Here is a 14,482-nt window from a genome sequence, read left to right as displayed (position 1 = left end):
CGGCGAGGACTGAACCGGCTTCGTGCATTCAGCGGGCCTCGCCCGCCGCAAAGGGGGAGGCTGCCCCGTTCCCCTCGGGGCGCCTCCCCCTCCCCCATCGTCCGTGGACCGCCCCAGCGGTGCGAGTCAGGGCTCCACGGAGTTCATGGGCGTGCTCTAGGCACGCCGTCTGCCGGCCACGTTCGGGCTCTCCGGCGCTGACGTCGACTCGGACGACGACGGGTGGGCCGTCTCGCTCGTGCCTGCGCTGCTGGTCGTGGTCGGCTCGGTCCCACCCGGCGTCGGCCCAGTCCCGGCCGTGCTGGCGGTCCCACCCGACGGCGACGTCTGGCCGGGGTCGGTGCTCGTCTCGGTTGTCGTAGTGGTGGTCTGGCCCGATGCCGTCTGGCCCGACGACGTGGTCTGACTCGACGCCGTCTGGCCCGGCGCCGTCTGGCCCGGCGCCGTCTGGCTCGGCGCCGCCGTCTGCGTGGGCGTCGCCTCGGCCGGCTGCTCCGCGCCCGTGCCTGCGAACTGAACGTCGTCGGTCCGGTAGCGCAGCGAGCCCACGGAGACGGCGACCGTGCCCGGGGCGCCCCATCCGACGACGCCGGTGCGGCCGTCGGCGAGCGGCGAATGGAACTGGAACGAGCCGAGCACCTGCCCGTCCAGGACTACGGTCACGATCGTCGCCTTGACGGTCAGGGCCAGCGTGTAGTCCGCGCCGGCCACGAGGGACCGGGCGAACGCGCGGTCGACGACGACGCCGGCCCGGGAGGAAACGTGGCCCACGACAACGCGCTGCCCAGTCAGGTCGAGGGCCACGAACTTGAAGTCGGACGTGCCGTACCAGTCGACGACGACGCCCGTGAGCCCGACCGCGCGCAGCACGAGCTCGAGGTCGAGGTACGCGAGGGGGTCGAGCGCCTCGGCACCGAAGGAGAGCATCGACAGCGCGAGCCCGGACGCCGCCGTCGTGCCCTCGTAGCGCCCGGTTCCGGCCCCGGTGACCGCCCACGTCCCGGCCGCCGGCGTGAGGCCTCGGGCCGTGCCGTCCTCGAAGTCCACGGCCATATCGAGCGTGATGGCGGGGGCGATGACGGTGAGTGCGATGTTGTCGAACCAGCCCCGGGCCTGCTGCGAGCCGAAGCCCACGAGGCCGCGGTTGAGCGCCACGGAGTCACCGCCGAGGATCCGCGGGGCGAAGGTGTGGCTCAGGGCGTGCCGGCCGTCGATCGTGGCCGTCACGACGAGGCCATTCACGACGACGCCGAGCGCGTAGTACTTGCCGGCGGTGACGGAGCCCGGCACGACGCCCTGCACGTCGTAGTGCCAGCCGGCGGCGTCCCGGTGACCGACGACCATCTTGTTGATCGACTCGTCGACGCCCGCGAACTTGAAGTCGAACGGCCCGAAGTAGTCGAAGACCACGAACGCGTTCGCCTTCCAGCCCGAAGTGGGCTTGTCCATCGAGATCTTCGCGGTCAGCTCGTAGTACACGCTGCGATAGACGTCCGAGTACCAGACGGCGACGGCGTCTCCCGCGCTGTCCGCGGCGGTCACCTGGAGCACGCCCTGCTGGACGGTGAAGGCGCCCGAGTCGGTCGCGAAGCCCTGGAGCGTGCCGTCGTTGAAGTCGGCCCCGCGCAGCGTGTCCCGCCGCCCGCCGGGGATGTTGCCGGCCTGCGGATCGGTGGGCCCTCCGGTCTGGGTCTGCCAGTGGCCGTGGTCGTGCTGGGTGATGAGGCCGAGCTCGCCCATCGGCTCGCCGCGGCGCGCCTGCTCGGTACCCTCGTCCGACCAGCGGGTCGGGTCGGCGCCCTGGCTCGCGCCGAGCGCGTAGAGGAACTCGGGCAGTTGCGGCTCGACCTGGCGGGACACCGTCGCGATGCCGAACGGCGCGAACGGCACGAGGTACGTGTTGAACTCGCCGACCCAGTCGATGAGCCGGTCCCCGCCCGTGTTGCCGATGAGGATGTCGAGCCCGGCGCCGCCGAACACGCGGTCCTGGAAGGTCGAGTTCACGCCGTCGGGGACGTCGTTGAGGCCGCCGTTGCTGCCCAGGTCGTCGTCCGCCTGCGAGAGGTCGTTGCCCCACCCGGCCCACAGCGTGTCCTTGCCGGTGCCGCCCACGAGCCAGTCGTTGCCGAGGTCGCCGAACACCGCGTCGTCGCCATCCGTGGGCTGGTCCGTGGTCGTCTGCGTGCACTTGCCCTGATGGTCGACGGCGATGCACGCCGTGGTCCAGTTGCCGTCGGTCACGTCGTTATTGAGGAAGAACGGGCGGGCCCACGGGGCCGCGCCGGCCTTCCACACGGTGCCGTCGGCGTTGAAGAGGATGGCCCGGCGCGGGTCGTACTCGTCGTAGAGGGCGAACTCGCCGAGGCGCAGCTCGTTGTGGTTGTTCGCGTGCCACGGGTTGGTGTCCGCGCCGAAGTGCAGCACGTCCCCGGGGTTCCAGGGGTGCCAGAAGTCGAGGTACTCGAGGCCGATGACATTGCCCAGTGAATCGAAGTGCTGCGCATACCCGGCACCCAGCGCTTCGGCGCCGGACACCGCGTCGTCGCCCGCCCCGCCGTGGATCCAGTCCGAGCCGAGGCCGCCGAAGATGATGTCGTCCGAGTTGTTGGCATCGAACGTCGGGTGGTTGGCCACGTGGTGCTGGGACTGGTTGGTGTCCGGGCCGAGGTTGTAGACCGTGAGGTCCACGGCCTTGGCGAGCGCCCCGGCGACGTTGATCGTCGCCGTCTGGACCTGGCCCGGCGTGTAGATGAACTCGTTCAGGACATCGCCCTGGCTCGTCTTCGTGTCCGGGTCCACGGTGCGGAACCGGTAGACGCCGTAGAGCGGCTCGGCGTACTCGGTGCACGGGGCCGAGGAGGCGGCCGAGCAGCCGGCGTTGCGGGAGGTGAAGATCCGGCCGTCGTCGCCGAGGATGCCGTCGGCTCCCGTGCCGCCGGAGATCCAATCGTTGCCCCAGCCACCGATGAGGTCGTCGTCCTGCGCGTCGCCGTACAGCGCGTCGTGGTCGGCGCCGGTGTAGGCCGTGTCGTCGCCGGTCTCGCCGTGGACCTCGTCCCGGCCGCCGATCTGCGTGTACTTCCACGCGCCCGAGGAGGTGTTCAGGACCGAGGAGCACGTGGGCTGCGTCGCGGAGCCGTTGCAGTCCGCGCCAACCGGGAGGCCGAAGTTCTCGGGCCTGTAGTCCGGGCCGCCTGGCGTGTAGTCGAGCAGGTGCACCCCGCGGACCACGATCTTGAGGCTCGGGCTGTAGCCGAAGGCCGGCGAGTCGTAGACGAAGGTGACGTAGTTCGCGGAGGCCTGGGCCGCCGTCGTGCGCCCGGTGCCGATCGCTGTGATGCTGTTGATGCCATCCACACTGCTGACACCTACGATCCGGATGATCCGCCCGTTGTCGCCCACGATCGTGTCCGCGTCCCGCGCGTGCATCGCGGACGACGGCGTGCCGTCGCCGAGGGTGCCCCCGGCCATTCCGGGGACGCTCGGCACGCCGGAGACCTGGTTGCCGATGCCGGTCTGGACGCCGGCGCCGCCGAAGAGGAGGTCCGCGCCGCGGTCGTCGCCGGGCAGGTAGGCGAGGGCCGGGAAGGCGACGCCGTCGGGGCGCAGGGCCGGCGTCGTGAGCGAGAAGAAGTCGCTGCTGCCGCCCACGATGTCGTCCTGGCCGAGGCCGCCGAGGACGACGTCGTTGCCCGCGTTGCCCTCGAGGTAGTCCTCGCCGTCCGTGGCCGCCTCGGCCGAGCCGAGCGCGAAGAGGACGCCGGTGTAGTCGCAGACCATCGCGCCCGGGGCGCCGACGCAGCCGGATGGCTGGCGGGAGGCGCCGACGTGGTAGGCGGCCGTGCCGCCCGACCGCGGCGAGTCGTCGACCCAGCGGCGGAACGCGGGGTCGATGCCGCCGTCGCCCTGGATCACGTCGTTGCCGAGCTGGCCGAGGACGACGTCGTGCGCCTGCCCGCCCGCGAGGTAATCGTTGCCGAAGCTGCCCGCGCCGGCGGTGCCCTCGTCGAACGCGACCGTGTGGAACAGGTCCGTCACGTCGTACTCGGCCCACCACGGGGCGCCGTCCGGGTCGCGGTAGGCGCGCGGGGTGCCGTCCGTCAGGAGCAGGCCCGAGTCGTTCTCCGTGCCCGTGATGCCGCACGCCGTCCGGTCGGAGCGCGAGTACAGGAGCGTGCCGCACAGCGTCTGGAAGTGCGGGCTCGTCCAATCGCCGATCGTCCGGGCCAGCGTGACGCTGTCGCCGAAGACCATGTCGTCGGCCTCGTCGCCGTCGGCCATATCGTGCCCGGCGCCGCCCACGAGGAGGTCCTGGCCGAGGCCGCCGAAGATCACGTCGTCGTCGCCCGTCTGCAGGCTGACCGACTCGATGCGCCGCCACGTGTCGCCCAGGTCGGCAGCGCCCCCAGTGACAGCGCTGCCCCAGCGCGTCGTCTGGATCTTCTGCGGGAGCGGGCTCGGGGTGTTGGTGTCCGCGACGTGCTGGACGACGGCGCCGTGGTCGCCGAAGACGACGTCCTCGAACGCGGTCTCGGGGCCGGTGTAGTCCACAGGCAGCGGGCCGTAGCCGGGACCGCCCGCGCCCTCGCCGAAGAGCAGGTCCCGCCCTGCCACGAGCAGGTCGTCCACGACGGCGGTCACCCCGCCGACGACGGGCGGCAGCGTCGTGCCGTTGTTGAGGTAGCCGGCGCCCGTGATCGTGGGCCGCATGGCCTGGTTGACGGTCGCGATCTGCAGCGCGCGGGTCAGGACGTCGACGTTGACGCCCGAGTCGCCGTAGACCTGGTCGGTGCCGCGGCCGCCGCGGAGCTCGTCGTCGCCCGAGCCGCCCGCGAGGAAGTCGCCGGTCTGGGAGCCGATGAGGACGTCGTCGCCGCGGCCGCCGTAGGCCGTGATGCCGACGGTCGGGAGCTGCCAACCCTGCAGGTTTGCGGGCAGGTCGGCGAAGAGGCCCGAGGCGTCGATGACGTCGTTGCCGTGGTGGTCGAACGGGTTCGCGAGCCCGAAGACCCATTCGTCGTCCTCGTTCTGCGCGTCCGGAATGGCCGTGAACGGATCGAACGGCTTGAGGCCGAACTCCATGCCGAGCGCGTCGCCCGGGCGGCCCGAGTACCAGACGCCGTCCTGGGACGTGTCGCCGTAGACGACGAGCGGCGAGCCGGGCCCGGCGGTGTGCGCGCCGTCGCACGTGACGGGGTCGTCCTCCGCGCCGTCGCCGTCGGCGTCGATCCGGTACAGCAAGGAGCCGCGGTTGCAGACCGTGATGATGTCCCCGCCGATCGCGGTGCCGCCGTCGCGTGCCTCATCGAGGCCGGTCACCGTGAACGTCGGCGCGTGCCACACGGCGATGCCGTCGGCGTCGAGGGTCACGGTCGGGGCGAGCGCGGCGTTGGCGAGGAACATCTCGGAGCGGTCCGCCGAGAAGCCCGCGATCGTGAACGGCCCGGCGAGGCCCGAGATGCGGACCTGCATGCTTTCGAGGAAGTCGGCGGAGAACGCGCCGGACGTGAGCTTCAGAGACGAGGTTCCAGCAGAAGGCTGCGTGCGGACCTGCATCGGGGCCGTCACCGTGGCCACGTACGGGACGGCGACGTGCACGTCGGTCGGGACGGTGCCCGTGACGGCGGTGAGCGGGCCGGAGAGGATGACGACGGCGCCCTCGCCGCAGTGCGGGAACGGGTCAGCGAACGGGCACGCGGCGTCGGCGAAGCCCAGGATCATGCGGGTGAAGGACTCGCCCGCGAGCTGGACGTGCTGGTAGGTGCCGTAGGGTGCGCCGGCCACATAGCCCGAGCCGGGCAGGACGTCGGTCACGGCCCACGGGCGGCCGTCGAGCCGCGTGAGCACGAGGCCCGCTCCTGGGTACTGCGCGGCCTGGGCCGGGGTGGGCTGCGAGCGCTGCATCTCGAAGGCGTTCTGCAGCGGGGCGTTGCCGCCGCCGTGGACGGTCGTCAGGCCGCCGTGCGGGCCCGGGACGAAGGCGGTGTACGTCCCCGAGAGGACGGTGTCCGGTTGGCTTGGATCGCCCACGGCGTCGCCGCGGCGGAGTGTGAGCGTCAGGCCGTCGGCGGAGATCTCCATGATCCGCCACCGGCCGACGAGTTCCGGGACGCCGGCAGCCCCGAGCCGCTCGAGCATGAGCAGCTGGCCGACCACGAAGCCGTCCGCGGCCCACGAGCCCGAGGCCCGGGTGAGCGTCCCGCCGTCGACCGTCCCGGCAGCGTTGGTGAGGTTCGCCGTGAAGGTGAGCTGCCCGGTGAACGTCACGGGGGTGTCGAGGCCGACGACGGTGCGCAGCGCGGTGCCGGCCGTCGCCGTGCCGGACAGCAGCGCGAGGTACATGACGGTGCTGTCGGTCGTGTCAGACGGGTCGTCGTCGCCGAAGCCCACGACCTTCCAGGCGCCTGACATCGCTGTGTTCTGATCTTCGATCCTCACGGGCTGCCCCACGAGGAAGCCCTGCGCCTTCCAGTCGAAGGGCGCGGGCCGCGAGAGCCGGTGCGTCGAGCCGAACTCGCCCGCCGAGGCAGCGAGGACCACCGTGCCGGTGAGCTTGACGGCATCGTCCGGCTGGAGCGTGCCCTGGATGTCGAGCCGGTCGTTGCCCGAGCCGAGGAAGAGGTTGAGGACCTCGACCGTGCTCCGCCCGCCGTCGGTCGTGTACGCGCCGTCGACGACGGCGACCGAACCGAAGCTGATGCCGCCCGGGAAGACCTGCGGCTCGCCGAACGTCTCGCCCTGCGCCCCGCCGTAGGAGGCGCCGAAGTCGAGGTCGCCTGCCATGCCCAGCCCGCGCAGGGTCGTGGAGGTCATGGCGCCGCGGGTGTGGGCCTGCGAGCCGTCGCCGTAGATGTTCAGCACGTCGATCTGCTTCGCCTCGGGCGCCTGCGCGCCGATCGCGAAGAGCGGGCCATCCTGCTCGCCGGGGAGCTTGAGCCCGAGCTGGAGGCTGCGGTCGGCGCCAGAGACGCCGCCCTCGACGGCGAGCGGGCCGCGAAGGCGCGTGAGCAGGTGCTGGCTCACGGGGAACTGCTTGACGCCCTGGCGCACGATCGGCTGGTAGTAGCCGAGGTCCGCGCGGAGCACGACCTGCTGGTCCCGGAACCATGCGTTCGGTTCGGCGTCGACGTCGCTGAACGTGGCCCGGGCGGCGATCCGCACCACGGTGTACGGCCCGGCGCCGAGAGCCGCGAGGCTGTCGTAGGAGGTGGGGCGGAACTCGAGCTGCTCGTCGTGGCCGGCATTCGTGCCGCGGATGTTCTGGATCTTGACCCGCACGCACACGCTCGCCGCGTCGCAGATCTGGACCCACTGGCCCTCGAGGAAGCCGTCGGCGAGCCAGCCCGAGCCGTCGGCGCGGGTCAGGCGGTAGTGCGCCAACCCGTCGTCGCCCGTCACAATGCCGAACGACGCCGCGCCGTCCCACAGCCCCGAGCGGGTGAGGACGTTGATCGAGGTGCCAGAGACAACACCGCCACAGCCCGCCCCCAGCACGGGCGTGACGGTGAAGGATTGTCCGTCGAGGGCCACCGTGAGGACGGTGTAGACGCCGGCGGGGCAGGCCGCGAAGCGCAGCCGCTGCCCGGGCGCGACGCCCTCCTCGAGGAAGCTTCCGAGGTCGGAGCCGTTGGCGCGGGTCACGGTGGAGCCCCCGAAGGAGAGGCTGCCGAGGAACACGCGGGACGGGAGGTCGCCGCCGATCACGGCGTAGTCGGCGGGGGTCACGAGTTGCAGGACGCCGCCCACGATGATCCCGTAGACGTCCACGAGGCCGTCCGGCGTGACCACCACGTTGACGGGCGCCGTAGGCCGAGTCGTGAGTCGCAGCCAGTAGCCGTCGGTCTGGTTCGGGTAGGTGCCCGGGACGGTGCAGGCCGCGTCGCCGCACTGGACGACGACGGTGTCCACGCCGGTCGGGATCGTCACGACCCCGGCGGTCTCGTCGTCGTACACCAGGACGTCGGTGCGCTGGACGCCCGAGCGGAGGTTCGGGAAGCGGTACGCCGAGGTCGGGTTCGCCTGGCCCCACGTGATGACGGCCGTGGTCGGGTCGCCCGGGTCGGAGTTCGGGCGGGCCGTGAGCCGGAGCAGGACGGGGACGTCCCAGTTCGTGCCGTCGAACGTGAGCAGGTAGTGGGTGCCGTCTGCGTCGACGACCTGGGTCCAGCGGCCAGCCGGGAGCGGGCTCACGAGGGCCAGTTGGAGCAGGACCTGCGAGGCGGCGTCCATGGTGATCTTGACGGTCACGGTCGCGGCGCCCGGGTCCTTCGCGAGCTGGACGAGCAGGTCGTCCTGCCGCTGCGTGGTCCCAGAGCCGTCGACGGGGGTGCCCTCGATCACGAGCGAGCGGTCGTCGAGGACGCGGCCCGCCGTCGAGTTGTTGGGCGCGCCGACGCCGGGCTCGATCTGGGTCACATACACGCCCGGGGTGTCGTTGTCGTAGACGCGGACGTTGACCTGGCGGACGGCCGCACCGTGGAACGCGGCGTCCGCGATCCGGTTGGCGGCGATGACGGTGTGCTGGACGACGACGGTGCGGTCGCCCTCCGAGCGCGGGTCGTCGACGGCCCACACATAGACCCGCTGCGGGATGTTCCACGTGCCGGGCAGGAAGGTGAGGACTACGGCGCGTCCCTCCTCGTCGACGACCGTGCCGTTGACGACCTTGTGGCGCTGGAACTCGGAGAGCTCGTCGCACTGGGCATCCGTGGCGCCGACGCACAGCCAGACCGTGTCCGCCTCGCCGTCGGTGAGGCCGAAGCCGGCCGGGTTCGCGAACGCGTCGTCGGCCTCCTCCTGCGGCGAGCGTGCGGCGGAGACAGTCACGTAGACGGCGGCGGTCGGGGCGTGGCTCAGCTCGACCGTGTACCAGTCGACCCGCGTGATGGGGCCCGCCGTCGTGCCCTCGCGGACGCTCGTCGAGGTGCCGGTCTCGCGGATCACGACGACGCCCGTCTCCGGCGTCGCGAGGTTGTACGGGACGCCGTCGACGACGATGCCGTCGTAGCGCGGGTCGGTGCTCGTGACGATGTGGTCGACGGCGCCGGAGAGGCCCTCGAGCTCGCGCGTGACAATGTCCGCGGTGACGTCCCCGGCGACCGAGATCGCGTCGGAGCCGAGGCCGCCGATGACCCGGTACGCGACGCCGAAGGCCGTGGAGAGGACGAAGAACTGGTCGTCGCCCTCGAGGCCGTCGACCTCGACGATCTCGATGGTCGTGTAGCTGACGTTGAGCCCGGCCCCGAAGATGCCCTGGTCGGTGATCGCGAAGTCGTCGGCGAATTCGGTGCCGACCACGACGAGCTTGTCGAAGCCCGTGCCGCCGTCCACGTTGACGGGCGCGTTGACGTTGTACTGGACCTCGTCCTCGCCGCCGCCGGCGCGGATGTCGAGCGGGCGGGCCACCGAGAAGCCCAGCCCGATGACGGGGACGGCGACGCCGTTCGCGTCGAGCGGGATGACGTCGTCGGCCCACATCGTGTAGTCGAGGTCCACGTTCGAGCCGGGGGCGTGGGTGAAGGTCGTGTGCGCGTCGGCGTTGTTGCAGACGCCGTCGCCGTTCCTGTCGTAGCGCACGTAGCCGTTGGCGAGGCTGCACTGGCCGAACGGGACCGTCGTCGGGAACGCGCCCGTGACCGGGTCGCCCGCGAAGGTCACGTCCGAGAGGCCGCAGCCGGCGACGTTGTCCGCGTCCGTGTCGCAGACCGCGGCGATCGCGAAGGCGCGGACCACGAAGAGGTCGTTGTCGTCGTCGCCGTTGAGCTGGAGCTCGGCCTGGTTCGAGTAGACCGTGAACCGGTCGTTGCCCGTGCCGCCCGTCGCGAGCAGCGGTGCGTGGGTGCCGGGGCTGAGCCAGCCGCGCGTCGTCGGGACGAGGGCCGGGAAGGTGTCGGTCGGAAGCAGCCCACCGCCGTCGGGCGCGTTCTCACTGTCGCGTTGGGTCCCGAAGATCTGTCCGATCTGGAACGTGTCGTTGCCCGCGCCGCCGTCGAGCGTGATCGTCGTCGTCGTGTCGTCGGAGGAGAAGGCGTCATTGCCGCCGAGGCCGAAGACCGTGAGCCGGCCGTTGAGCGCGGCGTCGTACGTGATCCGCTGGACCATCCAGGACGGCTCGTTCCCGGCGACCCGGTCGCGGTAGGCGCCGATCCCGCCGTCGGCCGCGCCGCTGCCGGCGAGGAGAGCCACGAAGGCGGGCCGGTCCGCAGCCTCGGTCGGGGACGTGCACGTGCCCGGGACGCCCGCCGCGAGGCCGAACGGGCCCTCGTTGTCGATGCAGGTCAGGGCGCGGAGCAGGAAGATGTCGTCCGTGGCCCGGTTGACGCCCGGCGCGGAGGAGCCGCTGTAGGCCGGGTCGGCGTTGTCGTGGCCGTAGACGGCGGCCTCGTCGACGCCGTTGGACGCGTGGCCCGTGTCGAGGATCTGGATGACGTAGTTGCGGATGCTGCCGTGGGAGCCGTTCGTGTAGACCGCGTAGTAGTCCGTCTCGCCCTGGCCATCGAGGGTCAGGGTGTGGCCCGCGCCGGTGCCGGCGCCGATCGTTCCGCTCGACTGCAGACCAGTCGGCGACGTCACCACGTCCATGGACTGCAGGTACCAGACGGTGAACCGGTCCTCGCCGTCGGCGGCCATCGTGTTCGGGGCGAGGGCCGCGGCGCCGTGCACCGTGGTCTTCGAGCCGAGGAAGAGGTAGCCCGCGCTGCCCCACGTGGTCTTCGTGCCGGGCTGGGTGAGGTCGAGGCCTGACGGGTCGCCGAGGTCGAACGTGTCGACGTCGGCGTTGCCCCAGATGTTGGTCTGGCGCGTGGGGACGGGGTTGGCCGCGCTCGGCGTGCACGTGCCCAGGGGCTCGTCGCCGGGGCCGCCCGCAGTCACGACGCAGTCGGCGATGATGCGCCCGCGCAGGATCATGCTCGTGCCGAACTCGGGATCCGGGACCGCGAGGGTGCCGCCGGTGTCGGCGTTGCCGTGGTCGCCGCGGAGGTCGATCGCGCGGTCGGCGAGGATCTGGGAGTTCGCGTGGAGGGCCACGTCGTCGCCGACCCGGAGCTCGACGCTGCCGCTCTCGGCGAAGACCGTGCCGTGCGGGACGGCGCGCGGGGCGTCGGCGTCGGTGTTCGGTCCCCGCGTCGCGGACTCGGCGAAGCGCGCCGCGCCGTCCTCGACGAGGTAGAAATCCTCGTCGGTGGCCGCGGTCTCGCGGACCGTCAGCCGGATGTCGCCGGCGAGCGAGTGCGCCAGGACCAAGCGCAGGTACGCGTCCGTCTCCGTGAGCCAGATGCCGCCCGCCGCCTCGAGGCCGACGTCGTCGCCCTCGGCGGAGAGGGCCGGGTCCGAGGTTCCCGTGGTCGGGTGGTTGCCGCAGTTGAGGAAGGCGCACTCGAACGGGGGCGCGCGGTTGGAGTCGATCGTGACGTCCTTGGATTGGAGGCCGATCGATCCGCCGTTGGCGTCGAGGTCGATGCTCTGCCCGCGGACGTTGTCGCCGTCGTCGGCGCGCGCGTTGAGCACGGAGCCCGAGACGGTCCTCAGGCCCACGTTGCCGGTTGTCAGGGCCTCGTTCCCGGCCGTGAAGACCTCGAAGAGCGGAAGGTCGCCCGTGAGCTCGTCGAGGTAGACGCCCAGGGTGATCGCGTCGTCGGCGGCCGTGTCGTAGGCGCGGAGCACGCCGTCGGACGCGCTGTCCCAGCTCGGGTCGAGGACGGCCGTGTTGATCTCGAGCCAGTCGCCCACGAGGCCGATGCCGCCGAGACCCCCCGCCGTTCCAGCCGTCAGGGTGACGTTGACGCCCGTGACGTCGATGGTCGGGCAGCCGTCCGCGTCGAGGATCCGCTGCGGCGAGTACAGCGTGACGTCGCCGTTCGTCGAATGGATGTGGCCCACGAGCATGTCGCCGACGAGCTCGGTCGCCGTGATGTTCCCGTTCGTCCGCAGGAAGATCTGCGGGACGTTGGCCGCCATGCCCGGGTCGTCCACGGGGCTCGAGCTCGGGCTGCCGCCCGTCCACGCGACGTCGGTGTTGACGACGAAGTGGACGGTCGTGTCGGGGACGTCGGCGGTGACGGCGTGGCCCGCGCTGTCGATCTGCGTCGTGAGGCACGTCTTGGGCTCCTCGCCGCCCGTGGTCACATGGCAGATGTCGATGTCGTCGCCCGCTCGGACGGCCGCGACAGCGTACGTCGACTCAATCTCCTGCGCGGCGGTCGTGCCGAGGGCGCGCAGGATGTGCGCGAGGTCGGGGTCGGATCCGTCGGGCCGGAAGTGGGTCTCGTACTGGCCCGAACCGGTGCCGCAGCCACCGCCGCACGGGAACAGCGGACCGCTGTCTGTCAGGGCCGGGCTGTACTGGTTGAGGTACGTGTACCCGTAGTACGGGGTCCCCGGGTCGTACATGTTCACGGTCACGAGCGTGAGCGCCGAGGTCTCGTTCCCGGACTTGCTGTCGTTGACGACGACGTCGACGTCGTCTCCGGCGTTGATGCGCTCGATCGGCACCGTGATCGCGTTGCCGAGGGCCTCGTCGGTGCGGCGGAACACGGTCAGGTCCAGGACGGCGTCGCGACCGGCGTCGACGGTGAGCTGGACCTCGTAGAGGCACGGCGCCGCCGGCAGGCCGAGGCCCTCGCAGAACTCAGGGTCCGGATGGATGAACTTCACGAGCTCGACCGCGATCGGGTTCCGCTCGGGGTCGGGGTTCGCGTGCGTCGGGCTCTGGTGGCCGATGTCGCCGTGCGGCGCCTCGAGGTCCAGGATGTTGGTCCGAATCAGCTCATTCCCGCTGCCGGAGAGGATGTCCCCGCTCGCGTTCGTGATCTCCGTGCGGCCGAGGGGGTTCTCGATGTAGTCGTCGATCCGGAGGAAGGGGTTCCGCACCGGGCACGTGAACGCGCAGGTGTTGCGGATCTGGATCCACGTCGGCGGGAACCGGTACTCGATGTCGCCGTCGAAGGACGGCGCCGGGGCGGTCGGGTCCAGGCTCGGGGCGTTGACGCCGGTGCCGGGCGGGATCGTGTCGACGCGGATGTCGATCGTCGGCGCATTCAGCGTGTTCACGGCATCGATGATGTTCGTGACCATATTCAGGTTCGAGGCGTTCAGGAGCTTGACGTAGTCCCAGGTCTGCTGGAACTCAAAGAGGCCTCCGCGACCCCAGATGCGACCGGACGGCCCGGAGACGGCGGGCGCGCTGAGGTCGTTCGCGAGGAAACGGGCCTGCGCGCCGTGGTCGTAGATGATGTCGTCCACGTAGAACGTGGTTCCCGTGAGCTGGCCCTGGGTGTGCGTTCCCGTGAGCGGGTTGTCCTCGAAGCACCCGAAGGTCATGGCCGCGTTCGCGCAGACCTTGACGTTGACGATCTTGGTGATGGTGCCGCTCGCGTCGACCTCGAGCCAGGGGTTGGGCTCGCCGAGCATGATGACCCGGACCTCCCAGAAGATGTCCCGCAGGAGCCCGGAATTGCTGCCGACCTCGTCACCGCCGTTGCCGAAGTCGAGGAAGCCTCCGTCGGTGTCGGCGTGACGCCGGATCCGGTCGGCCTGGTCATTCACCGCGACCGTGAGGTCCGACGTCGTGATGACCGCGCCGTGGAGGCCCACCACCTTGGCCGTGAGCGACGGGTTCACCCTCGCGTACGAGTCCGTCTCCCCGCCGCCGCAGTCGCACTCGGCGAAGGCGTCGGCGTTGAGGTCGATGTGCCGCCATTCGCCGACGACGGCGGTGTCCACCTGGCCGTTGATGCTCGCCGAGGCGCCGAGGAAGGCCTGGGCGAGGCCCTCGACGGTGATCTCGGAATCGGCGTCGGAGTCGGCGCCGAGGGCGATCGCGTAGGTGTAGGTGTGCGCATAGGCCTTGAGCGGATCGACGAACGCTGCGATCCGGACGTGGCGGCCCGTGACTCCGCCCGTGACCTCGGTGAGCGTGTCCGCCGTGTCGGCGCCCTGGCCCACGAGGACCTTGGCCTTCGTCTCCGCCGAGGCACCGAGGCCGCCGACGTCGGCGATCGAGTCCGCGAACCCGTCGACGGCGGTGTGGGACTCGATGGTCGCACGGTCGCCGGCCACGAAGGTGCCGGCCGCGACCGTCTGGGTCGTGTAGCCGGCCCGGGCGATGGTCGCGCCGAACGAGCCCCCGACGAAGCCGCCCTGCTGCGTCGAGGCGAGCACCTTGGGCTTGAGGTCGCTGTTGGCCGAGACGAGCAGGTCGTCTGTGGCGGATACCGTGGCACCGGCGGAGACGGACAGGGTGTTGGTGACGAAGACCGCGGCCCTGGCATCAGAGTCGCCGATGCTGATGGCGCCGCCGCCGGCGTTGCCGGCGATGCCCTTGCTCGCCGCGTACGCGTGGGTCGTGATCGTGACGTCGTCGCCGGCGATCTGGGCGGCAGCGCCGACCGTGAGCTCGACCGTCACGGTCGTGGTGGCGTCCGCCGAGGCCGTCGCGACGTTGATCGCGCCGCCGCCACCGCCGGCCGCGGTGGCCGTGACG

At 71.4% G+C, this 14,482-nt stretch carries 1 protein-coding gene (running past one end of the window); it reads right to left on the bottom strand.

Annotated features, from left to right (window positions below; genetic code table 11):
• Nucleotides 1–156 precede the first annotated feature (156 nt).
• A protein-coding gene (locus BV907_RS03710) for a hypothetical protein (protein WP_139346584.1) crosses the window boundary here: on the bottom strand, nt 157–14,482 show its 3' end. Its footprint extends 17,759 nt past the window's final position; only the last 14,326 of its 32,085 coding nucleotides appear in the window; the start codon falls outside the window, past its right edge; its stop codon occupies nt 157–159.

It is taken from the genome of Sinomonas mesophila, assembly GCF_001999765.1.
GTDB classification, from domain to species: Bacteria; Actinomycetota; Actinomycetes; order Actinomycetales; family Micrococcaceae; genus Sinomonas; species Sinomonas mesophila.
The sequence above is the reverse complement of the archived record's forward strand: the minus strand, read 5'-3'. Positions and strand labels throughout refer to the sequence as shown.